Annotated in this window: 16 protein-coding genes, 1 tRNA gene and 1 pseudogene; 15 read left to right on the top strand and 3 right to left on the bottom strand. The window is 74.5% G+C overall.

All coding sequences use genetic code 11. From position 1 onward, the window contains the following. The first annotated feature begins 68 nt into the window (after window positions 1–68). From argB to cobA, 13 genes are all read left to right on the top strand, one after another. Window positions 69–944 (top strand): acetylglutamate kinase, encoded by an 876-nt coding sequence (gene argB, locus ACWDBB_RS12490; protein ID WP_449789567.1) that lies wholly within the window; start codon window positions 69–71, stop codon window positions 942–944. Then, window positions 941–2,173 carry an acetylornithine transaminase gene (locus tag ACWDBB_RS12485; RefSeq protein ID WP_449789531.1) on the top strand — a complete coding sequence of 411 codons (1,233 nt, stop codon included), beginning with the start codon at window positions 941–943 and terminating at the stop codon, window positions 2,171–2,173. The genes argB and ACWDBB_RS12485 overlap by 4 nt, the downstream gene beginning before the upstream one ends. Before the next feature lie 23 nt (window positions 2,174–2,196). Further along, window positions 2,197–2,745: an arginine repressor gene (locus ACWDBB_RS12480; RefSeq protein ID WP_360343103.1), complete on the top strand. Its 549-nt coding sequence runs from the start codon at window positions 2,197–2,199 to the stop codon at window positions 2,743–2,745. A 114-nt stretch (window positions 2,746–2,859) separates the two neighbouring features. Further along, a complete protein-coding gene (argH, locus tag ACWDBB_RS12475) occupies window positions 2,860–4,284 on the top strand; it encodes an argininosuccinate lyase (protein ID WP_449789530.1) in 1,425 nt (474 codons plus the stop codon). A gap of 128 nt (window positions 4,285–4,412) precedes the next feature. After that, on the top strand, window positions 4,413–4,670 hold the full coding sequence (locus ACWDBB_RS12470; RefSeq protein WP_449789529.1) for a hypothetical protein: 258 nt from the start codon (window positions 4,413–4,415) through the stop codon (window positions 4,668–4,670). A 207-nt stretch (window positions 4,671–4,877) separates the two neighbouring features. Further along, a complete protein-coding gene (locus tag ACWDBB_RS12465) occupies window positions 4,878–5,378 on the top strand; it encodes a GNAT family N-acetyltransferase (protein WP_449789528.1) in 501 nt (166 codons plus the stop codon). Between the two features lie 545 nt (window positions 5,379–5,923). Further along, on the top strand, window positions 5,924–6,964 hold the full coding sequence (locus ACWDBB_RS12460; protein ID WP_449789527.1) for a methionine ABC transporter ATP-binding protein: 1,041 nt from the start codon (window positions 5,924–5,926) through the stop codon (window positions 6,962–6,964). Continuing rightward, complete coding sequence (locus ACWDBB_RS12455; protein WP_449789526.1) at window positions 6,961–7,692, top strand: methionine ABC transporter permease; 732 nt, start codon at window positions 6,961–6,963, stop codon at window positions 7,690–7,692. Before ACWDBB_RS12460 ends, ACWDBB_RS12455 begins: the two co-directional genes overlap by 4 nt. A 57-nt stretch (window positions 7,693–7,749) precedes the next feature. Continuing rightward, on the top strand, window positions 7,750–8,574 hold the full coding sequence (locus tag ACWDBB_RS12450; protein ID WP_392874598.1) for a MetQ/NlpA family ABC transporter substrate-binding protein: 825 nt from the start codon (window positions 7,750–7,752) through the stop codon (window positions 8,572–8,574). Window positions 8,575–8,772: 198 nt separating this feature from the next. After that, window positions 8,773–9,435 (top strand): GNAT family N-acetyltransferase, encoded by a 663-nt coding sequence (locus tag ACWDBB_RS12445; protein ID WP_449789525.1) that lies wholly within the window; start codon window positions 8,773–8,775, stop codon window positions 9,433–9,435. 139 nt (window positions 9,436–9,574) lie between these two features. Then, window positions 9,575–10,828, top strand: a complete 1,254-nt coding sequence (gene cbiE / locus ACWDBB_RS12440; protein WP_449789524.1) for a precorrin-6y C5,15-methyltransferase (decarboxylating) subunit CbiE — start codon at window positions 9,575–9,577, stop codon at window positions 10,826–10,828. Window positions 10,829–11,311: 483 nt separating this feature from the next. Beyond that, the gene (gene cobT / locus ACWDBB_RS12435) at window positions 11,312–15,301 is read left to right on the top strand and encodes a nicotinate-nucleotide--dimethylbenzimidazole phosphoribosyltransferase (protein ID WP_449789523.1); all 3,990 of its coding nucleotides are present in this window, start codon (window positions 11,312–11,314) and stop codon (window positions 15,299–15,301) included. Window positions 15,302–15,408: 107 nt separating this feature from the next. Further along, window positions 15,409–16,656: a uroporphyrinogen-III C-methyltransferase gene (gene cobA / locus ACWDBB_RS12430; protein ID WP_449789522.1), complete on the top strand. Its 1,248-nt coding sequence runs from the start codon at window positions 15,409–15,411 to the stop codon at window positions 16,654–16,656. A gap of 57 nt (window positions 16,657–16,713) precedes the next feature. Here the strand turns inward: cobA and ACWDBB_RS12425 are convergent, their stop codons facing one another. Next, window positions 16,714–19,455: a SpoIIE family protein phosphatase gene (locus ACWDBB_RS12425; RefSeq protein WP_449789521.1), complete on the bottom strand. Its 2,742-nt coding sequence runs from the start codon at window positions 19,453–19,455 to the stop codon at window positions 16,714–16,716. Window positions 19,456–19,544: 89 nt separating this feature from the next. On the opposite strand from ACWDBB_RS12425, the gene ACWDBB_RS12420 reads away from it, so the two are divergent. Continuing rightward, the gene (locus ACWDBB_RS12420) at window positions 19,545–20,357 is read left to right on the top strand and encodes a TrmH family RNA methyltransferase (protein WP_449789520.1); all 813 of its coding nucleotides are present in this window, start codon (window positions 19,545–19,547) and stop codon (window positions 20,355–20,357) included. A gap of 821 nt (window positions 20,358–21,178) precedes the next feature. Here ACWDBB_RS12420 and ACWDBB_RS12415 read toward each other — a convergent pair. After that, window positions 21,179–22,468 (bottom strand): annotated as a pseudogene (locus ACWDBB_RS12415) (serine/threonine-protein kinase); the annotation flags it as partial. Window positions 22,469–22,874: 406 nt separating this feature from the next. Here ACWDBB_RS12415 and ACWDBB_RS12410 point away from each other — a divergent pair. Next, the gene (locus ACWDBB_RS12410) at window positions 22,875–23,075 is read left to right on the top strand and encodes a hypothetical protein (protein WP_449789519.1); all 201 of its coding nucleotides are present in this window, start codon (window positions 22,875–22,877) and stop codon (window positions 23,073–23,075) included. 307 nt (window positions 23,076–23,382) lie between these two features. On the opposite strand, the gene ACWDBB_RS12405 is transcribed toward ACWDBB_RS12410, so the two are convergent. Then, window positions 23,383–23,454: transfer RNA gene (locus ACWDBB_RS12405), tRNA-Val, on the bottom strand. Window positions 23,455–23,468 lie beyond the last annotated feature (14 nt).

Below are 23,468 nucleotides of genomic sequence, written 5' to 3'. Positions count from 1 at the left end.
GAGGGAAACCCGTGCAGATCGCACCCAAGGGCGAACAGGCCCGCAACAACACCGCGTTGCCCAAGGCCATGACGCTGATCGAGGCGCTCCCGTGGCTGGAGCGCTTCCACGGCAAGACCGTCGTGATCAAGTTCGGCGGCAACGCCATGGTGGACGAAGGCCTCAAGGCCGCCTTCGCCCAGGACGTCGTCTTCCTCCGCTACGCCGGTCTGCACCCCGTCGTGGTGCACGGCGGCGGCCCCCAGATCAGCGCCCAACTCGACCGGCTGGGGCTGGAGTCGAGCTTCACCAACGGCCTGCGGGTCACCACCCCGGAGACCATGGACGTGGTCCGGATGGTGCTGGCCGGCCAGGTGCAGCGCGAGCTGGTCGGCCTGCTCAACGAGCACGGCCCGTTCGCCGTCGGCATGACCGGCGAGGACGCCCACACCATGACGGCGGTCAAGCGCTACGCGGTGGTGGACGGCGAGCAGGTCGACATCGGCCTGGTCGGCGACATCGTCAACATCGAGGCCGGCGCGGTGAAGGCGATGATCGCCGACGGACGGATCCCGGTCATCTCCTCGATCGCCCGCAGCGCCGACGGCCACGTCTACAACATCAACGCGGACACCGCCGCCTCCGCGCTCGCGGTCGCGCTCGGCGCCGAGATGCTCGTCGTCCTCACCGACGTCGAGGGCCTCTACAAGGACTGGCCGAACTCCGACGACGTGATCAGCCAGCTCACCGCGACCGAGCTGGAGGAGCTGCTGCCCGACCTGGCCAGCGGCATGCTCCCCAAGATGGAGGGCTGTCTGCGGGCCGTCCGCTCCGGCGTGGGCACCGCCCGCGTGCTGGACGGCCGGGTCCAGCACAGCCTGCTGCTGGAGATCTTCACCGACGAGGGCATCGGCACGATGGTCGTGCCGGACGACGAGACGACCGTGATCGGGGGACTGGCATGACCGGCACGACCGGCGGCACCGGAGCGACCCACAACGAGCAGTTCACCGAGCGGTGGCAGCACTCCTTCACCGACAACTACGGCACCCCCCGCATCCCACTGGTGCGCGGCGAGGGCAGCAAGCTCTGGGACGCCGACGGCAAGGAGTACACCGACCTGCTCGGCGGCATCGCCGTCAACGCCCTGGGCACCGCCCATCCGGCCGTCGTCGAGGCGGTGAGCAGGCAGATCGCCACCCTCGGCCACGTCTCCAACCTCTTCATGGCCGAGCCCACCATCGCCCTCGCCGAGCGGCTGCTGGAGCTGGACGGCCGCCCCGGCGGCCGGGTGTTCTTCTGCAACTCGGGCGCCGAGGCCAACGAGGCGGCCTTCAAGATCAGCCGGCGGACCGGCCGCACCCACCTGGTCGCCCTCCAGGGCGCCTTCCACGGCCGCACCATGGGCGCCCTCGCGCTCACCGGCCAGCCCGCCAAGCAGGACCCGTTCCGCCCGCTGCCCGGCGACGTCACCCACGTCCCGTTCGGTGACGTCGAGGCGCTGCGAGCGGCCGTCACCACCGGGACCGCGGCCGTCTTCCTGGAGCCGGTCCAGGGCGAGAACGGCGCGATCCCGCTGCCGGACGGCTACCTGAAGGCCGCCCGCGAGATCACCCGGGCCACCGGCACCCTGCTGGTCCTGGACGAGATCCAGACCGGCGTCGGCCGCACCGGCCACTGGTTCGCCCACCAGGCGTACGAGGACGTGGAGCCTGACGTGGTCACCCTGGCCAAGGCGCTCGGCGGCGGCCTGCCGATGGGCGCGGTGCTGGCCTTCGGGCCGGCCGCCGAGCTGCTCACCCCGGGCCAGCACGGCACCACCTTCGGCGGCAACCCGGTGGCCGCCGCGGCCGGGCTGGCGGTGCTGGACACCATCGAGTCCGAGGGCCTGCTGGAGCACGTCCGCAAGCTCGGCGAGCGGCTTCGCGACGGCGTCGAGGCGCTCGGCGACCCGCTGCTCTCGCACGTGCGCGGGGCGGGCCTGCTGCTCGGCATCGTGCTCACCGAGCCGGTCTCGGCCAAGGTCCAGGCCGTCGCCCAGGAGGCGGGCTTCCTGGTCAACGCGGCCGTCCCGGACGCCGTCCGGCTGGCCCCGCCGCTGGTGCTGACCGAGCAGGAGGCGGACGCCTTCCTGGCCGCGCTGCCGGGCATCCTCCGGACGGTGCGAGAGAGCGCCCCGGCCGATGCGAGCTGACCGTTGTCCGGGAGAATAATCACATGACCGCTTCCCACTCCGGCCCGTCCGCCACCGGCCCGACGCCGCAGGTCCCGCAGACCCGCACCGCGCGCCACCGGCGGATCGTGGACCTGCTCACCCGCCAGCCCGTGCGTTCGCAGAGCCAGCTCGCCAAGCTGCTCGCCGACGACGGACTCGTGGTCACCCAGGCCACCCTCTCCCGGGACCTGGACGAGCTGGGCGCGGTCAAGATCCGCAACCGGGACGGCGCGCTGATCTACGCCGTCCCGGCCGAGGGCGGCGACCGCACGCCGCGCGCGCCGATGGGGGAGTCGGCCAGCGAGGGCCGGATGGCCCGGCTGGCCGGCGAGCTCATGGTCTCCGCGACGGCCTCCGGCAACCTGGTGGTGCTGCGCACCCCGCCGGGCGCCGCCCAGTTCCTGGCCTCGGCGATCGACCAGGCCGAGGTGTTCGAGATCATCGGCACCATCGCCGGCGACGACACCGTGCTGCTGATCAGCCGGGACCCGGCCGGCGGCCAGGCGCTCGCCGACCACCTCATGCAACTCGCCCAGGCGAAGGCGCAGTAGCGTTCCGACCCGAAGAACCCCGGCCCGACGGAGACCGTCCGGCCGGGGTTTGTTTTTCATACGGCGTCGTGCATACTTATGCCATCCGCTGCACATGCATGAAGGAGCCAAGCGATGACCGCCGAGCAGTCCTCCGACGTCCGCCTCTGGGGCGCGCGCTTCGCCGACGGCCCGTCCGAGGCGCTGGCCAGGCTCTCGGCCTCGGTCCACTTCGACTGGCGCCTCGCGCCGTACGACATCGCCGGCTCCAAGGCCCACGCCCGGGTCCTGCACAAGGCGGGCCTGCTCTCCGACGAGGAGCTGGCCGGCATGCTGGCCGGGCTGGACCAGCTGCTCGCCGACGTCGAGGCGGGCACCTTCACCGGCACCGTCGCCGACGAGGACGTGCACACCGCCCTGGAGCGCGGCCTGCTGGAGCGCCTCGGCCCCGACCTCGGCGGCAAGCTGCGCGCCGGGCGCTCGCGCAACGACCAGATCGCCACCCTGTTCCGGATGTACCTGCGGGACCACGCGAAGACCATCGGCGGCCTGCTGCTCGACCTCCAGCAGGCCCTGGTCGGCCTCGCCGAGGCGCACCCGGACACCGCGATGCCGGGCCGCACCCACCTCCAGCACGCCCAGCCGGTGCTCTTCGCCCACCACGTCCTCGCGCACGTGCAGGCCCTCGGCCGGGACGCCGAGCGGCTGCGCCAGTGGGACGCCCGCACCGCCGTCTCGCCGTACGGCTCCGGCGCGCTGGCCGGCTCCTCGCTCGGCCTCGACCCGCAGGCCGTCGCCGCCGACCTCGGCTTCGAGAGCGGCTCGGTCGGCAACTCCATCGACGGCACCGCCTCGCGCGACTTCGTCGCCGAGTTCGCCTTCGTGACCGCGATGATCGGCGTCAACCTCTCCCGGATCGCGGAGGAGGTGATCATCTGGAACACCAAGGAGTTCGGCTTCATCACGCTGCACGACGCCTTCTCCACCGGCTCCTCGATCATGCCGCAGAAGAAGAACCCGGACATCGCCGAGCTCGCCCGCGGCAAGTCCGGCCGGCTGATCGGCAACCTGACCGGCCTGCTGGCCACCCTCAAGGCGCTGCCGCTCGCCTACAACCGGGACCTCCAGGAGGACAAGGAGCCGGTCTTCGACTCCTGCGACACGCTGGAGGTGCTGCTGCCCGCGTTCACCGGGATGATGGCCACCCTCACCGTGCACAGGGAGCGGCTCGAGGAGCTGGCCCCGGCCGGCTTCTCGCTCGCCACCGACATCGCCGAGTGGCTGGTCAAGCAGGGCGTGCCGTTCCGGGTCGCGCACGAGGTGGCCGGTGCCTGCGTCAAGGTCTGCGAGGCCGAGGGCATCGAGCTGTCCGACCTGACGGACGAGCAGTTCGCCGCGATCTCGGAGCACCTGACGCCCGAGGTGCGCTCGGTGCTCAACGTCCACGGAGCCATCGCCGCCCGCAGCGGGCGCGGCGGAACCGCCCCCTCGGCGGTCGCGGTCCAGCTCGCCGAGGTGAAGGCGGACCTGGCGCGGCAGCAGGAGTGGTCGCGGGGCTGAGCCCCGACCCGGGGGGCTGATCCCCGGCGCGACGGGGGAGGGGCGCGGCGGTCGGACCGGCGCGCCCCTCCGGCGTCCGCGCCTCGGCCCGGGCGTAACCGGCCCCGTCCCGGACCGTCATGCACGGTGTGTGCACCGCCCTTCCACCCGCCCCCTCCGCCGAGGACGTCTACCTCGCCGAACACCGCCGCCGCGTGGTCCGCGAGACCGTCGCCGCCCTGCCCGGCCGCTGCCCGCAGCTGATCGCCGCGCTCGCCGAGGATCCGCCGCCCACCTACCGTGAGCTCTCCGAGCGGCTCGACATGCCGCGCGGCTCGATCGGCCCCACCCGTTCCCGCTGTCTGGCCTGCCTGCGGATGCTGCTCCACGCGGAGCGGTACCCCTGAGCGCGGGCCCGTACGACCGGGCGCGGCGCACCCGGCCCGGCAGGTGACCCTCCTCACGTCCGCCCCCGCGAAGGTTGAGCGGAGCTGACACCCGGGTAGAGCGCTGGCGAACGCAGCTCTTGACGGTGGCGCGATCGCTCGGATACTGAGCGTGAGCGCGCGCCACCCTCTGCGCGCCGGGCACGACGACTGGGGAGGCCCCTCCACATGGGCATGAGCGTGATCATCTCGGCTGCCGAGGCCGACGACGCGGAGCAGATCCTCAAGCTCCAGTACCTCGGCTACCAGCCCGAGGCCGAGCTGTACGGCGACTGGGCGATCGAGCCCCTGACGCAGAGCCTGGAGAGCCTGCGCGCCGAACTGTCCGAGCAGCACTTCCTGGTGGCCCGGCTGGGCGACGAGGTGGTCGGCACCGTCCGCGGCCGGGTCGGCGCCGACGGTGTCGCCCGGATAGGACGCCTGGTCGTCCACCCGCGGATGCAGCGCCACGGCCTCGGTGGCCGCCTGCTGGACGCGCTGGAGCGCCGCATCGCCCAGGACGGCCCGGTGAGCGCCTACCGGCTGGTCACCGGCCACCGCAGCCTCGGCAACCTGCGGCTGTACGCTCGACAGGGGTACCGGCAGACCGAGGTCGAGCAGGTCAACAGCCGGCTGAGCTTCGTCCACCTGGAGAAGCCCGCCACGACCGCGCTCGCCGCGACGGCCTGAGCCCGCCGCCCCGCGCACGCCTCCCGGCGCCGCCACCATCCGGACCACCGGTGGCGGCGCCGAGCCATGTCTCCGCTGGTCAAGGCGTTGCATGTCCGCATTGCGGACAGCTCGGCCAAAAGATTGGGCGGAATTCGACCCATCTGTTTTACTGGCTCACATGACTGCGACGACGAACTGGACCCCCACCGGCACCCTGCCGGCAGGTGAGCGTGCCATGTGTCGTCGAATGTGTCACTGCTGAGGGCCATCGCCCCCGGCGCCTGCTGAAGGTGCCCCTCCCTCGCGCCCCGAAGCGAGACTCCGGCGCCGCTCCCGCCCGTGCGAGCGCGCCGCTCCTCCCGGACCCCTCCCTCGGCCGTGCCCGCCCACCCGCGGGCCGGGTGACTCGTCAGGGCCACGCCGTCGCGCGGCCCGGCCCTGCCGCGGCCACGACCGAGGGAGTCGAGTCCGGATCCCCCCGGCGCAACGCCGTGACGCCGTCGACCGCACGCCGGTCGGACGGTCGATCCACGCCGCCCGCCCCCGACCCACGGAAAGCCGCTGTGATCACCACCACGGACCTGACGAAGGTCTACCGTTCCCGAGGCCGCGAGGTGACCGCCCTCGCCGGCGTCGACCTGCACGTCCGCCCGGGCGAGGTCTACGGAGTCGTCGGCACCAGCGGTGCCGGCAAGTCCACCCTCATCCGCTGCGTGAACATGCTGGAGCGCCCGACCTCCGGCACGGTCACCGTGGACGGGCTCGAGCTCACCGCACTGTCCGGCGGCGAGAACCGGGCCGGCAGGGAACTGCGCGAGGCCCGCCGCCGGATCGGCATGGTCTTCCAGCACTTCAACCTGCTCTCCTCGCGGACCGTGCAGCAGAACGTCGAACTCCCGCTGGAGATCGTCGGACTGGACCGCACCGAGCGCCGCCGCAAGGCCGCCGAACTGCTCGACCTGGTCGGCCTCGGCGACAAGGCCCGCAGCTACCCGCACCAGCTCTCCGGCGGCCAGAAGCAGCGCGTCGGCATCGCCCGGGCGCTGGCCGGCGACCCCAAGGTGCTGCTCTCCGACGAGGCCACCTCGGCGCTCGACCCGGAGACCACCCGTTCGATCCTCAAGCTGCTGCGCGACCTCAACCAGCAGCTGGGCCTCACCGTCCTGCTGATCACCCACGAGATGGACGTCATCAAGTCCGTCTGCGACTCCGCCGCCCTGATGCGCGGCGGCCGGGTGGTCGAGTCCGGCGAGCTCACCGACCTGCTGGCCCAGCCCGGCTCGGAGCTGGCCCGCGAGCTGTTCCCGCTCGGCGAGTTCGGCACCGGCCGCCCCGCCTCCACCGTGCTGGAGATCACCTTCCAGGGCGACAGCTCGGCCCAGCCGTTCGTCTCCCAGCTCGCCCGCACCTACCAGATCGACATCAACATCCTCGGCGCCGCGGTGGAGACCATCGCCGGCCGGACGGTCGGCCGGATGCGGGTCGAGCTTCCCGGCAGCCACCAGGACAACGTGGTGCCGATCGGCTACCTGCGCGAGCAGGGCCTGCAGGTGGCCGTCCTCGACTCGGACGGCGTCGGTGTGACGAACGGAGCGGTGGCATGACCTGGGACCAGATGCAGGAGCTGATGTGGCCCGCCACCCTGGAGACCTTCCAGATGGTCGGCGTGTCGACCGTCTGCACCGTCCTCCTCGGACTGCCCCTCGGCATCCTGCTGGTGCTCACCTCCAAGGGCGGGGTGCTCCAGAACCAGCCGGTGAACAAGGTGCTCGGCGCGGTCGTGAACCTCACGCGCTCGATGCCGTTCATCATCCTGATGATCGCGCTGATCTCCTTCACCCGCTGGCTGACCGGCAACTCCCTCGGCTGGCAGGCGGCCACCGTGCCGCTGACCGTCGGCGCGATCCCGTTCTTCGCCCGGCTGGTCGAGACCTCCGTCCGTGAGGTCGACCGCGGCCTGGTCGAGGCCGTCCACGCGATGGGCGGCGGCACCTGGACCCTGGTCCGCAAGGTGCTGGTCCCCGAGGCCCTCCCCGGCATCGTCGCCTCCGTCACCACCACGGTCATCGCGCTGATCGGCTACTCCGCGATGGCCGGCACCGTCGGCGGCGGCGGCCTCGGCGACCTCGCCTACCGGTACGGCTACCTGCGGTTCGAGACCACCTTCATGTGGATCATCGTGGCGGAGATCGCGGTCATCGTCACCGTGATCCAGCTGGCCGGCGACTACGCCGTGCGCCGGCTGGGCAACCGCGGCCACGGCGGCGGACGCACCCGACTGCTGCGCAACCGCCCCGCCGCCCCCGCCGACGAGGACCTCGTCGCCCCCTAGACCTCCCTCGTCCGACCCCGGACGCGGCTCCCCGTTCCACGCAGAAAGGCACTTTTCGTGCGCAACGCCCTGAAGTTCACCAGCATCCTCGCCACCGCCGGCGTCGCCCTCTCGCTCGCCGCCTGCGGCAGCTCCGGGTCCTCCTCCTCGGACCCGAACGCGCCGCTCAAGGTCGCGGCGACCCCCACCCCGCACGGCCAGATCCTGAAGTTCGTCAAGGACAACCTCGCGGAGAAGGCGGGCCTCAAGCTCGACATCAAGGAGGTCACCGACTACGTGACCCCCAACACGGCGGTGCAGGACGGTTCGGCCGACGCCAACTACTTCCAGCACCTGCCGTACCTGGAGGACTTCAACAAGAAGAACGGCACCGACCTCGTCTCGGTCGAGAACGTGCACCTGGAGCCGCTCGGCGCCTACTCCAAGAAGGTCAAGTCGCTCGCCGACCTGCCGGACGGCGCCACCGTGGGCCTGCCGAACGACGCCACCAACGAGGGCCGCGCACTCAAGCTGCTCGCCGACAACAAGCTCATCACCCTCAAGGACGGCGCCGGCACCGCCGCCACCCCGGCCGACGTCACGGGCAACCCGAAGAACCTCAAGTGGAAGGAGCTGGAGGCCGCCCAGCTGCCCCGCTCCTACTCCGACCTGGACGCCGCCGTCATCAACAGCAACTTCGCGATCCAGGCCGGCCTGAAGCCGACCACCGACGCCCTGGTGCTGGAGAAGGCCGAGAACAACCCGTACGCCAACATCCTGGTCGTCAAGAAGGGCAAGGAGAACGACCCGCGGGTGAAGAAGCTGGAGGAGCTGCTGCACTCCGACGAGGTCAAGAAGTACATCGCCGACACCTTCCAGGGCTCGGTCATCCCGGCCTCCTGAGCCGAACCCCGCCCCACGCCCCGATCCCGACCGGGCCCCCGCCGCACCTCGGCGGGGGCCCGGTCGGGCAGTATGCGGCAGGGACGCTCCGGCCGGCCGCGTTCTGACGTACCGTCGTGCGGGCGGCGCACCGCGTGGCATCCGGGGCACGACGGAGGCGTACGGTGTTGTGTTCACGACCCGGCGAGGAGAGACGGCATGGCAGCGAGCTTCCCCGAGACCGCCATCAGCACCGAACGGCTGCTGCTGCGCCCCCTGGCGGAGGACGACGCCCCCGGCCTGGCCACGATGATGGCCGACGACCTCGTCCTCGCCTGGACGGACCTGCCCCACCCCTTCACCGAGGCGTACGCGGCCGAGCTCGCCCGCACCCTCGCCCCCGCCCACCGGGCCGCCGGACGCGGCATCGTCTTCGCCGTCACCGAGCACCTGACCCAGCGCCTGGTCGGCCTGGTCGAGCTGCGCAACACCGACTGGCGGCTGCGCAGCACCGAGATCTCCTACGTCACCGCCGTCTGGGCGCGCGGCGAGGGCTACGCGCCGGAGGCCGTCCTCGGCGTCGCCCAGTGGCTGTTCGAGGACCGCGGCTTCCTGCGCCTGGAGCTGCGCACCGCCGCCGGGAACACCGCCGCCCAGCAGGTCGCCCAGAAGGTCGGCGGGATCAGCGAGGGCGTGCTGCGCAGCGCCTGGATAGTCCGGGGGGAGTCCGGCGAGGCGGCGGGGGCACCTCCCGGCCGCCAGGCCGGGGGAGAGAGCCGCAGCGACCTCATCCTGTGGAGCCTGCTCCCGGAGGACCTGGAGTCGCCCGAAGCGCACCGCGCCGGCTGGCACGGCGACCACCGCTACGTGCTGCGCGACTGATCGTTCCCGCCCCCGTTCACCCGACGCGGACATGTGTGCGAGATGTCGGGCTCCGGGGTACCACACCCGGTAGCCTCTGGACCGGCACCGCACGACAGCGGATCGAGTGGCGCACCGAGGCGAGGGAGAACGGCCGCAGATGGCTGACCGGATCACGGTCATCGGGTGGGACGGCACACCGCTGACCGAGGCCGCCGGCGCGGCCCTGGCCGCGGCGACCCTGGTGGCGGGCGCCCCCTACCAACTGAACGCGCTCCCGGTGCCGGAGTCCGCCGAGCGGATCACCCTCGGCAACGTCCGGCAGGCCGCCCGCAGGATCGCCGAGCACCGCGGCGCCGCCGTCGTGGTCGCCGAGGGCGACCCGGGCTTCTTCGGAGTGGTGCGCACCCTGCGCCGCCCCGAGTTCGGCCTCGAACTGGAGGTGCTGCCCGCCGTCTCCTCGGTGGCCGCCGCGTTCGCCCGGGCCGGCATGCCCTGGGAGGACGCCCAGGTGGTCAGCGTGCACGGCGGACGGCTGCGCCGCGCCGCCAACATCTGCCGGGCCCACCCCAAGGTCGCAGTGCTCACCGCGCCGGGCGCCGGGCCCGCCGAACTCGCCCTGATGCTGCGCGGGGTGCACCGGACCTTCGTGGTCTGCGAGGCCCTCGGCACCCCCGAGGAGGACGTCACCGTCCTCACCTCCGACCGGATCGCCGACCACGTCTGGCGCGACCCCAACGTGGTGCTGGTGATCGGCGGCGCCCAGGCCGCGGCGGTGGACGAGGCGGCCGGCTGGCTCGCCGGGCGCCCGGTCGGCTACCCCGGCGTGGAACGCGGCTGGGCGCTCCCCGGTGACGCCTACGCGGGCGCCGGGCGCACGGAAGGCGAGCCGGGCGCGCCCGGGGCACTCCCCGCCCATGTGCGCGCCCTGGTGCTGGCCCGTCTGGGTGCACGTCCCGGGGACCTGGTCTGGTCGGTCGGGGCCGGCAGCGGCGCCCTCGCCGTGGAGGCGGCCCGGTTCGGTGCCGCGGTGGTCGCGGTCGAGGGGTCCCGTTCGGCCTGCGCCCGGCTGACCGTCAACGCCCGCCGCTACGGCGTCGAGGTGGAGGCGGTGTACGGGAGCGGACCCGAGGTGCTGGGCGGCCTGCCGGAGCCGGACGCGGCCGTGGTGGAGTCCGGCGGCCTGGACGTGGTGCGCGCGGTGCTGGCCCGCCGGCCCGAGCGGTTCGTCGCACTGCCCCGGACCCTCGCCGAGGCGGAGGAGGTCCGCCGGGCGATCGCCGGGGCGGGCTACCGGGCGGACGGCGCGCTGCTCCAGGCGACCCCGCTGCGGCCGGTGGACGAGGGCGACGGGCTGGCACTGGGCGCGGGCACGACCGGCGCGCTGGTGCTCTGGGGTGAGCAGATCGTGTGAAGGCCCTGGGCGCGCGCCGGTGCCGTCCACTGCCGTCGACGGTGATCCAGGTCGCATCCGGACACCGATTCGAGAGGTGACCGCGCGGTGCCGGTAGTGTGACGTCCTGGGCGGTTGCATCGGTCGGCGACCCACCCGATTCGGTCGGTTTGTCACCTTTTTGACGTGGTGCAATCCGATTCCGCTCGGAGTGTGGGCAATTCGACGGGCCTCGTGCCGGACCTGGAGAATGCCGTAGGGTCCGGTGCGGTCGTGCCGGTTGCTCCGGGTTGTCGTTGTTTCAGACGATGTGCCGCCCCGTACGGGCGGTGCGCCGGGCCGGGGTGCCGCAGCGCGCCGGATGGACTTGGGCCGCAGCGCCACGGCGCGGCGGCCGCGTGTGGTTAGGGGCGGGTCGGTGCTGGTTCGGCCCGTGCGGATGGGCGCTGCGATCGGTGATCGTGTCGCCGAGGGCGCGGCAGCGGCCTGGAAGGAGCTTTGACAATGACCGATGGCGGCCACGTCCCGGGCGAGGGACTGCCCGAGCACCTGCACGCCGGGCCTGACCCGCTCGGCGGACCGGAGGGCGTCGCGGGTGTTGCACCCCTCCACGGCGTCGCGACGGACGGCGGTGTGATCCCCAACCCGGCGGCCCCGGTCGGCGGCGTCCCCGGTGCGATGCCCCCGGGCACGGGTGCCATCCCGCCGCAGGGCCAGCACGGCTACGGCGTTCCGGGCGTGCCCCAGCCCGGTCACCCGGGCGAGGGCTGGGCCGTCGACCAGGGCGCCCCGCGCCCGGCCTTCCACTTCCTCGACCAGCCGGACGGGCTGGACGACGATGACGACGTGCTGCTGATGCCGGGCCCGCAGGGCTCCTGGGGCGAGCCCGCCGCGGCCGTCCCGGTCGATCAGATGCCGCTCGCGCCGCAGCAGGACCGCACCCCGGTCGAGCCGTCCTGGCCGCCGGTGGACCCGCCGGTGCTCGGCGCCGAGCACGCCGTCCAGCAGCAGCCCGTCCAGGTGCAGCCGCAGCAGCCGATGACGCAGGCTCAACAGCCGCGCCGGCCGCTGCACGCCGGTCCGCCTATCCCGGACCCGTCGGTGATGACCGGCCAGGTGCCGGTCCGCTCGCTGGCCGACCGCGGCCCCTCCCAGGGCGGCACGCCCGCGCACGGCATCCCGGTGGTCGGCCGTCCGCCGATGGCAGAGGCCGCCGCCCAGGCTCAGGCCGCCGCGCCGCAGGCCGTCCCGGTGGCTCCGGCCGCTCCGGCGGCCCAGGGGATCCCGGTCGTCGACGGGCAGCAGCTGTCGCAGACGCCGGACTTCCAGCAGGCCCACGGCGCCCAGCAGGTGCCGCTGGCCGCGCCGCCGGTCGAGACCGCGCTGGCCGTCGAGACGGTCGGGGCGATCGAGGTGATCGAGGTCGTCGAGTTGCCGGAGGCCGTCCAGGCCGCCCCGGCCCAGCCCGCGCAGGACGTGACGGCGGCCCAGGCCGCCGAGACCGTGGCGGTCGTCGAGACCGCCGCGGAGGCCGTCGCGGTCGCGCCGCAGGCCGTCGTGGCCGAGCAGGGCCAGTCGGCGGCCGGGATTGCCGAGGCGCCCGTGACCGAGGCCGTCGCCGTCGAGGGCGTCGCCGCTGAGGGCGTCGCCGCTGAGGGCGTCGCCGCTGAGGGCGTCGCCGTCGAGGGCGTCGCCGCTGAGGGCACCGCCGTCGAGGGCGCTGCCGTGCCCGCCGAGCAGCCCGAGGCCGTGGCCCCGGCCGGTCAGCCGCGCCGGATCTCCGCCTTCCTCGCCGCGCCCACCCCGCACGGCCTGCCCAAGGTCGAGGCGGCCCAGCAGGCTCCGGTCGTCCAGGAGGCGGCCCCGCAGCAGTCCGCGCCCATAGCGGCTGCCGAGGCCCCGCAGGCCGTGGAGACCGCCGAGGCCCCCAGCGCCGAGGTCGTGGCGGGTGCCGAGCCCGCCCCGGCTGTGGAAGCGGCCGAGGTCGTCGAGGCCGCTGAGCAGGCCCCCGCCGCCGAGGCCGCGCCGGAGGCCGCTGCCGGGCCGGTCGCGCAGACCGCCGCGGGCACCGGCGAGATGCCCTCCGGCCAGGCCGTCACCGAGCCCGCCGCCGAGCCCGTCGTCGCCGAGGCCGAGCCCGCTGCCGCCGAGGCCGAGCCCGCTGCCGCCGAGGCAGAGCAGCCGCAGCAGGCCGAGGTCCCGGCCGAGCCGGTCGCGGAGCAGCCCGTGGAGGCGCCTGCGGAGGCCGACGCCACCGCCGGTGCCACCGCTGCCGATCCGGCCGCCGAGGCACCCGCCGAGGCCGCCCCCGAGGCGGAGCCGGCGCAGCCCGCCGAGGCCGCTGAGGAGCCCGCCGCCGAGGCCGCCGCGCCCGCCGAGGAGGCCGTACCCGCCGAGGGGGTCGCCGAGCAGCAGGCCGCCGCCCCCGAGGCGGAGACCCCCGCGGAGCAGGCCGCCGAGCCCGCCCAGGCCCTGGCCGAGGTCGAGGCCGAGCCCGCCGTCGCGGAGCCCGTCCAGGAGCAGCCCGCCGAGGCCGAGCCCGTCGGCGAGCAGGCCGCCGAGGCGACGGCGGAGCCCGTCGAGCAGCCGCAGGCCGCGCAGCCCGCCGCGGAGCAGGCCGCCGAGGCGTCCGAGGCCGTCGAGGCCGTCGCGGAGCAGCCCTCCGCCGAGGAAGCGCGGGAGGCGCAGGAGGCGCAGGAGCAGCCGGAGCAGCAGCCCGAGGAGCCTGCCGAGCCGCGCGGCCCGGCCGCCCCCGGCTACGACGAGGCCGGCCGCGAGGCCGTCCACCAGGTGATCCGCGAGCGCCGCGACGTGCGCAACGGCTTCCGCCCGGACCCGATCCCGCACGAGGTGCTGATCCGCGTCCTGGAGGCCGCCCACACCGCGCCCAGCGTCGGCTACTCGCAGCCCTGGGACTTCGTGGTGATCCGCTCGGCGAAGACCCGCCGGCGGATGCACGCCCTGGCGGAGCGCCAGCGCGAGGCGTACGCGGACTCGCTGCCCAAGGGCCGGGCCAAGCAGTTCAAGGAAATCAAGATCGAGGCCATCCTCGACACCCCGGTCAACATCGTGGTGACCGCCGACCGCACCCGTGGCGGCCGGCACACCCTGGGCCGGCACACCCAGCCGCAGATGGCCCCGTACTCGGCCGCCCTGGCCGTCGAGAACCTCTGGCTGGCCGCCCGCGCCGAGGGCCTGGGCGTCGGCTGGGTGAGCTTCTTCGACGACGAGGAGCTGGTCCGCGAGCTCGGGCTGCCCGAGCACCTGGAGGTCGTCGCCTACCTGTGCGTCGGCTTCGTCGACGAGTTCCCGGACGAGCCCGAGCTGGAGCAGCAGGGCTGGGCCAAGAAGCGTCCGCTGTCCTGGGTCGTCCACGAGGAGCAGTACGGCAACCGGGCGCTGCCCGGCGAGGAGCCGCAGAGCCTGCTCGCCGAGACCCTGCGCGGCATCCGCCCGCTGGACGCCAAGGCGCTCGGCGAGGCCTGGGACCGGCAGAAGCGGATGACCAAGCCGGCCGGCTCGCTCGGCATGCTGGAGATCATCTCCGCCCAGCTGTGCGGGCTGTCCCGCAAGTGCCCGCCGCCGATCCCTGAGCCCGCCTGCGTGGCGGTCTTCGCGGCCGACCACGGCGTGCACGCGCAGGGCGTCAGCCCCTGGCCGCAGGAGGTGACCGCCCAGATGGTCGCCAACTTCCTGGCCGGGGGAGCGGTGATCAACTCCTTCGCCAAGCAGATCGGCACCGAGGTCTGCGTGGTCGACGTCGGCGTCGCCGCCGAACTGCCGGAGGCCGTCCAGCAGGGCCGCGCGACCGGTCTGCTGCCGCGCAAGGTCCGCCCCGGCACCGCCGACATGACCCAGGGCCCGGCGATGACCCGCGAGGAGGCCCTCAAGGCCATCGAGGTCGGCATCGAGACCGCCCGCGACCTGGTCGCGGCGGGCAACAAGGCGCTGATCACCGGCGACATGGGGATCGCCAACACCACCGCCTCGGCCGCCCTGATCTCGGTGTTCACCGGCCTCGACCCGGCCGAGGTCACCGGCCGCGGCACCGGCATCGACGACGAGACCCACGCCCGCAAGATCGAGGTCGTCCGCGCCGCGCTGGCCCTGCACCAGCCCGACCCGAACGACCCGGTCGGCGTCCTCGCCGCCGTCGGCGGCTTGGAGCACGCCGCCCTGGCCGGCTTCCTGCTGGGCGCCGCCTCGCTGCGCACCCCGGTGGTCCTGGACGGCGTCATCGCCGGTTCGGCCGCGCTGGCCGCCAAGGCCATCGCCCCCGAGGTGCTGGCCGCGTGCATCGCCGGCCACCGCTCCGCCGAGCCGGGCCACCAGGCCGCGCTGGCCAAGCTCGGCCTGCGTCCGCTGATCGACCTGGACCTGCGGCTCGGCGAGGGCACCGGTGCCCTGCTGGCCCTGCCGCTGGTGCAGAGCGCTGCCCGGGCGATGCACGATGTAGCCACCTTCGACTCCGCCGGGGTCACCGAGAAGGCCTGAGGCACCCCGTCACCGCTCCGCGGACCGGCCCGAGGGCGCGCCGGACCGCGGAGCGGTGACGTGCCGTACCGTCCCCACACCCTCACCCCCGATCAGGAGCACCGCCGATGACCGCGCCCACCCCGCACCCGAGCACCGAGGGCCGCACCCCCTACCCGGTGGGCCTGCTGCTGGCCGGCCGCCGCGTCGTCGTGGTCGGGGGAGGCCAGGTCGCCCAGCGGCGGCTGCCCGCCCTGATCGCCACCGGCGCCGACCTGCACCTGATATCGCCCGCCACCACCCCGGCCGTCCAGGCCATGGCCGACGCCGGCGAGCTCACCTGGCACGCCCGCCCGTACCGGGACGGCGACCTGGCCGACACCTGGTACGCCCTGGTCGCCACCGACGACCCGGCCGTCAACGAGGCGGTCAGCGCAGAGGCCGAGCGCGAGCGGGTGTTCTGCTCCCGCAGCGACGACGCCGCCGCGGCCACCGCCTGGACCCCGGCCAGCGGCCGCGACGCGGGCGCCACCGTCGCCGTCCTCACCGGCGACCCGCGCCACTCCGCCGCCCTGCGCGACGCCATCGTGGACGGCCTGCGGGACGGCTCGCTGGCCGCCCGCCAGTACCGCTCGCACGGCGCCGGCGTGGCCCTGGTCGGTGGCGGCCCCGGCGACCCGGACCTGATCACCGTGCGCGGCCGACGGCTGCTCGCCGACGCCGACGTGGTCGTCGCCGACCGCCTCGCCCCGCGCGAGCTGCTCGCCGAACTGCCCGAGCACGTCGAGGTGATCGACGCCTCCAAGATCCCGTACGGCCGGTTCATGGCCCAGGAGGCGATCAACCGCACCCTGGTCGAGCACGCCAAGGCCGGCAAGTTCGTGGTCCGGCTCAAGGGCGGCGACCCGTACGTCTTCGGCCGCGGCGGCGAGGAGCTGCTGGCCTGCGTGGAGGCCGGGCTGCCGGTCACCGTGGTGCCCGGGATCTCCAGCTCGATCAGCGTCCCCGCGGCGGCCGGCGTCCCGGTCACCCACCGCGGCATGACCCACGAGTTCACCGTGATCTCCGGCCACGTCGGCCCGGACGACGAGCGTTCGCTCACCAACTGGGAGGCCGCCGCGAAGATGAGCGGCACCCTGGTGCTGCTGATGGCCGTGGACAAGATCGGCGCGATCGCCGCCCGCCTGGTCGAGTACGGCCGTCCGGCGGACACCCCGGTCGCCGTCGTCCAGGAGGGCACCACCGCCGCCCAGCGCAGGGTGGACGCCACCCTGGGCACCGTCGCCGCGGTGGTCGAGGCCGAGGGCGTCAAGCCCCCGGCGGTCATCGTCGTCGGCGACGTCGTCAACGTGCTGGCCGCGGCCTTCCAGCCGTAAGGCCGCACGGGAGCGGTCCTGTCCTGCCGGGAGTGGGAAGTCGGCCCGGCCGACTTCCTACTCCAGCGGCTGCTCCGTCCAGATGACCTTCCCGGTCGCCGTGTAGCGAGTCCCCCAGCGCTCCGCGAACTGCGCGACCAGGAACAGCCCGCGCCCGCCCTCGTCCTCGGTCGCCGCGTACCGCAGGTGCGGCGAGGTGCTGCTGCCGTCCGACACCTCGCAGATCAGCGAACGGTCCCGCAGCAGCCGTACCCGGATCGGCCGGGCGCCGTACCGGATCGCGTTGGTCACCAGCTCGCTCAGGATCAGCTCGGTGACGAACGCCGACTCCTCCAGCCCCCACGCCGTCAGCCGCTCCGCCACGGCGGCCCTGACCTGGCCCACCGCGGCCGGGTCGGAGGGCACCTCCCACTGCGCCACGTGGTCCGGCGCCAGCACCCTGGTCCGGGCCACCAGCAGCGCGATGTCGTCCTGCTGGTGCGCCGGCAGCAGCGCCGCCAGCACGTCCGCGCAGGTCTGGTCCGGGGAGCGCGGCGGCCCGGCCAGCACCGCCCGCAGCAGCTCCAGCCCCGCGTCGATGTCCCGCTCCCGGTCCTCCACCAGCCCGTCCGTGTACAGCACCAGCCGACTGCCCTCGGCCAGCTCCAGGTCGGCGGTCTCGAACGGCAGCACCGCCAGACCCAGCGGCGGCCCGGTCGGCAGCTCCGGGAACACCACCCGGCCCTGCGGGTCCACCACGGCCGGCGGCGGGTGGCCGGCGCTGGCCAGCGTGCAGCGCCGCGACACCGGGTCGTAGATCGCGTACAGGCAGGTCGCCCCGGCCAGCTCCGCGCGCTCGCCGCCCGCCGCCTCGTCCTGGTCGATCCGGTTCACCAGCTCGTCCAGGTGCCCCAGCAGCTCGTCCGGCGGCAGGTCCAGGGTCGAGAAGTTGTGGGTCGCCGTGCGCAGCCGGCCCATCGTCGCCGCCGCGTGCAGCCCGTGCCCCACCACGTCCCCGACCACCAGCGCCACCCGCGCGCCCGGCAGCGGGATCACGTCGAACCAGTCGCCGCCCACCCCGGCCTGGGCCGGCAGGTAGCGGTGCGCCACCTCCAGCGCCGACTGCTCCGGCAGGGTTCGGGGCAGCAGGCTGTGCTGGAGCGTCACCGTCATGGTGTGCTCCCGGGTGTAGCGGCGGGCGTTGTCGATGCACACCGCCGCGTGCGCCACCAGCTCCTCGGCCAGCGCCAGGTCCTCCGCCTCGAACGGCTCCGTCCGCTGCGCCCGCCAGAACCGGGCCACCCCCAGCAGCACCCCGCGCGCCCGCAGCGGCACCCGCACCAGCGAGTGCACCCCGTACGCCAGCACCTGCGCCGACCCCTCCGGATCCTGCTCCCGCCACCGGCCGGCGTCCGTCAGGTGCGGCTCGACGGCCGGCTCCCCGCTGTGCAGGGCGACCGCCAGCGGGGTCGAGGGCACCACGTCCAGCACCGTGCCGACCGGGTAGAACGGCGCGTCGTCCGCCACCCCCGCCACCGCGACCCGGCGCATCCGCCCCAGCGAGGGGCCCGGCGGCGGCTCCTCGCCGGTCAGCACCTGGTCCGCCAGGTCCACCGTGACGAAGTCCGCGAACCGCGGCACCGTGACCTGCGCCAGCTCCTGCGCCGTCCGCGTCACGTCCAGCGTGCTGCCCACCGTGACCCCGGCGTCGTACAGCAGCCGCAGCCGCCGCTGGGCGCGCTCGGCCCGGCCGGACAGCGCCGCCAGCTCGGTGGAGTCGCGCAGCGTGGCGACGCAGCCGGGCGGACCGCCGGGCCGGTCGATCAGCCGGACGTTCACCGCCAGCAGCCGCTCCCCGGACAGCACCACCTGGTCCGTCACCGGGCGCCCGGCGGTCAGCAGCTCCAGCGGCTCCTGGTCCAGGCCCAGCCCGCTCACCGGACGGCCCTCGGCGTCCGGCGGCAGGTTCAGCAGCCGGCCCGCCTCGTCGTTGCAGAGCAGCAGCCGCCCGTCCCCACCGACGATCATCACGCCCTCGCGCACGGCGTGCAGCACCGCCGAGTGGTGCTCGTACATCCGGGTCATCTCGACCGGGCCCAGCCCGTGCGTCTGGCGTCGCAGCCGCCGGCTGATCAGCGCCGTCCCGAGCGTGGCCAGCCCCACCGCGGCCGCCGCCGCGCCCAGCACCACCGGCAGCTGCCGCTCGCTGGCGCTGCTGATGTTCCTCAGCGTGACGCCCGCCGAGACCGCCCCGACCACCGAGCCGTCCGGCGCGTACACCGGGACCACCGCCTGCACCAGCCGGCCGAGGGTGCCCGTGACGTGCTGGGTCACCACCTGCCCGTGCAGCGCGGGCTCGTAGACACCGATGAACTTCTGGCCGATCCGGGCCGGGTTCGGGTGGGTGTAGCGGATGCCGTGGTCGTTCAGCACGACGATGAAGTCCACCCCCGAGGTGACCCGCGCGGCCTCCGCGCTCGGTTGCAGCAGGGCCGTCGGGTTCGGGGAGCGCAACGCGTCGACGATGCCCGGGGAGTTGGCGAAGGTCTGGGCCACCGCCACCGAACGGTTGCGCGCCTCGTGATCGGCGTCGTTGCGCGACTGCACCACCAGCGCCACCGCGGCCGCCGCCACCAGCAGCAGCACGACCACGACCTGGAGCGCGAACACCTGCCCCGCCACCGACCGGCGCCACACCAGCCACCGCGGCTTCGCGCGCGCCAGCTGTGGCCGACCGTGTGGGCCCCCACCGGGGGAGCCGGCGGAGTCAGTGGCACCAGAGGCCGACGGAACCCAGGATCGGCCCGGATTTCGGGCCATAGGGTCATATTTGCACTACGACCAGCCGGGGACCACCCCGCCCCCTCGGCCGTTTGGCCTTCCCCGCCCGGGCTTGGCAAGATCGCAGGGTGTCCGAACCCCGCACCATCACCGACCCCGCCGACCTCCGCCTCGCCGACTACACGGGCCTCACCGACGTCGAGCTGCGCCGCCGGCGTGAACCCGCCGAGGGCCTCTTCATCGCCGAGGGGGAGAAGGTCATCCGCCGCGCCCTCGCCGCCGGCTACCGGATGCGGTCGATGCTGCTCACCCCCAAGTGGCTGGAGGTGATGGGCGACGTCATCGCCGAGGCCGACGCCCCCGTCCACGTGGTCGAGCCCGCCCTCGCCGAAGCCGTCACCGGCTACCACGTGCACCGCGGCGCCCTCGCCTCGATGGAGCGCAAGCCCCTCCCCGACGCCGCCGAGGTGCTCGCCGGGGCCCGCCGGGTCGCCGTGCTGGAGGGCCTGGTCGACCACACCAACCTCGGCGCCATCTTCCGCAGCGCCGCCGCCCTCGGCATGGACGCCGTCCTGCTCTCGCCCGACTGCGCGGACCCGCTCTACCGGCGCGCCGTCAAGGTCTCCATGGGCGCCGTCTTCGCGGTCCCGTACGCCCGCCTGGACCCCTGGCCCGTCGCCCTCGACACCGTCCGCGAGGCCGGCTTCACCCTGCTCGCCCTCACCCCCGCCGACACCGCCGTCGACCTCCACACCCTCACCCCGCACAGCCTCCCCAAGGCCGCCCTCATGCTCGGCGCCGAGGGCGACGGCCTCACCCCCCGCGCCATCGCCGCCGCCCACCACCCCGTCCGCATCCCCATGGCCCACGGGATCGACTCCCTCAACGTCGGCGCCGCCGCAGCCGTGGCCTTCTACGCCGTCACCACCCCCACCCCCTGACCCCGCCCCCGCATGAGAAGTCGGCCCGCCCGACTTCTCATGCACGCGCCCTTTCCCCGTCCCGCCCGGCGCCCGCCTCCACGGGGCTCTCCCGCCGCGTGCTGCTGGCGCCCCGAGAGGGGCTCGTGCTGCACGCCGCGCCTCGTCGCTCCGCCAGACGTCGGCCGGCCCGGCTTCTCGTGGCGCGGGTGTCAGCCGAGGGGGGAGGTGGGTGGGGCCGCGGCGGCGGCGGGGGGAGGGGTGGTGGCGCCGGGCCAGGATTCGTCGAGGGTGCCGTCGGGGCGGACGGCGTAGCGGGTGGAGGTGACGGTGCCGGTGGCGGCCGCGCGCTCCTCGCGGACGACCGTGCTGCCGTCCAGCCGCCAGGTGGCCGCCGCCTGCGGGTCCGCCACCGAGGTGCGGGAGGTGACGGCGACGGGGGTGTCTCCGGTGAAGGTGTAGAGCTGGACGAGGTCGACCGAGGTGGAGCCCTCCGCCCGCCGCAGGACGACCACCGTGGCCGGTAGGCCCTTGTACCGGGCCGGCAGCACCGCACTCAGCGCGACCTGTGGCCCGGCCCCGACGGAGTGCCCGTTCTGCAGCGCGGTGGCCGGCCCGCCGGCTCCGTCGGGGTAGCTGTGGTTGGGCCAGTCGACCGCCGGTACCGGTGCCTGCGGCGGTGTCAGACCGGCGTCGGCACCTGCGCGCGCCGCGGCCGGGAGCGGCGCGGTCGCGGCCGGCGGTGCGACGTCCGCCGAGGTCCCCGGCACCGCCTGCGCGCCGCCGGAGCCCGTGGTCGCCACCACCCCGGTCGGCGGCCGCACGCTCCGGTTGTCCCGGTTCTCGCACCCCTGAGCCGCGGCGATGGCCAGCGCCACTCCGATGGTCACCGTGACGAAGACGATCAGCCGCTGCCGGAGCAGCCGCTGCCGGGCGGTGCCGGGACGTCCGCCGGGGGCGGGGGTGTGCTGGCGGTCCCGGGGGCGCGCCCGGTCGCGGGGGCCGGGCCCGGGGCCGGGGCGGGCCGGCGGTGGGGTCTGGGGACGGTCCGGACGCTCCCGCAGCGGGCGGGTCACCGGTGTCGGCTCGGGCCGGGGGGCGGGTGCGGCCGGCCCCTGCTGCGGGCGGCGCCCGGCGGCTCCGGCCGACTGTGCGCCGGGGCGGCCCGCCGCCGCCCTGGCCCGTGCCGCGGCGGGCGGCTCGGGGGAGCGTCCGGGGGCCGGTACTCCCTGACGGCCGTTCTCCTGCCGGGCCGGAGCCGGCGCGGCCGCGCCCCGCCCGGGCCGTGTCGCGCGGGTGCTGCCGCCCGCCGCCCCGCGCGCCGCCAGTTCGCTGAGCCGCTCGTGCAGCGCGGCGGCCCCGGGCCGCTCGGCGGGCTCCTTGGCCAGGCAGGCGCGGATCAGCGGCGCGAGTTGCGGCGGTACGGCCGAGAGGTCGGGCTCCTCGTGGACGACCCGGTACAGCATCACTTCGGAGGACGCCCCGGAGCCGAACGGGGTGTCCCCGGTGAGGGCGTAAGCGAGGGTGGCGCCGAAGGCGAACACGTCGGTGGCGGGCGTGACGGCGGCCCCGCGTACCTGCTCGGGCGCGAGGAAGCCGGGGGAGCCGACCGCGGTGCCGACGTGGGTGAGCGTGCTGGCGCCGCGCGACCACGCGATGCCGAAGTCGATGATCCGCGGGCCCCGGGGCGAGAGCAGGATGTTGGAGGGCTTGAGGTCCCGGTGGACCACGCCGGCCTCGTGCACCTTGACCAGTCCGTCGGCCAGTGCGGCCCCGATCCGGGCCGCCTCGGGCCAGCTCAGCGGGCCTTCGTCGCCGACCCGCTTGTAGAGCGAGGGCCCCGGTACGTACGCGGTGGCCAGCCAGGGGCGTTCGGTCTCGATGTCCGAGCCGACCACGCGTGCGGTGCAGCCGCCCCGGATCCGGGAGGCGGCGGCGATCTCGCGGGCGAAGCGGGTACGGAACTCCTGGTCCTCGGCGAGCTCGGCGCGGATCAGCTTGAGGGCGACGCGCTGCCCGCGGCGGTCGGACCCGAGGTAGACCACGCCCATGCCGCCGGCGCCCAGTCGCCGGTGCAGGCGGTACGGCCCGACGATGCGGGGGTCCTCACGCCTCAGCCGCATCATCGCCATGTTTCGTTCCCCGTCAGCCGGTGGGTGAGGCCCCGTCGGTTGGGCCATCGTCAGTTCCTGTCTGGCACAGCTTACGGACTGCCCGCTGCGGTGTGCTGATACGCAACACCTGAAGCCACCGTGCGATTGTCCGATCTTGCGCTGATCTGCAGGTCGCAGGAGTGTCGAAGCGCTTCTCGGGGTTCCCCCTCAGGGTTCCCTCGGGGGTCGGATGAGCCTTCCGTCCCCCTGCGGTAGTAGGCCCCGAGTCTGATCGTCATCCTCCCGGACGTCCGAGGAACAGTACGACGGCATGACGCCCGGAGGACCCCCTGACCAATAGCGTTGTGCTCAGCGGTGGACGGGGAGCTCGTCCCCCGAGGTAAGCCGTCCACCGCGCCAACTCGACCGGATCAGGAGCAAGGACATGGCACCGCAGCTCACGGGAACCCCCCGCCGCCGTCGGCCGGCCTTCGTCCAGTCCCGGTCCGCCGAGCAGCCCACGCGGCACCCCGCCGTGGCGCTGGCCATGGCCCTGCCGTGCGCCGTGCTCCTGGTGCTGCTCTTCGGCGGGTGGGAACAGATGGCGAGCCAGGCCCAGGCCGTCGCCGATCTGATCGCCCGCTGAGCAGGAAGAAGGACACCGGCCCCCGAGGCCGGTCGAAGACGGGCACCGAACCCCTGGGGACGGGGAGCGGTGCCGCCGGGGAGGCCGCGGCCGCGATGACACGCGGACGGGCGAGGAGCGGCGCGCAGAGCGCCCCGGCAGGCGGAGATGCCGCGTGCGGACGTCGGTGAGGGCGTCCGTACGCGGCTCTTCTCTTTTCGTTCCCCGACGCTTCCCGGCACACGGCACGGCGGTAGGGCAGGGCCGCAGACAGACGACAAACGGCCGGGGCCGCGACCCTGACGGATCGCGGCCCCGGCCGTTACTGTGCGCGATACTGGGATTGAACCAGTGACCCCTACCGTGTCAAGGTAGTGCTCTCCCGCTGAGCTAATCGCGCCTGGTATGGCGGTG

It is taken from the genome of Kitasatospora sp. NPDC001095, from assembly GCF_053598615.1.
This window is presented reverse-complemented; position numbering and strand designations above follow the sequence as displayed.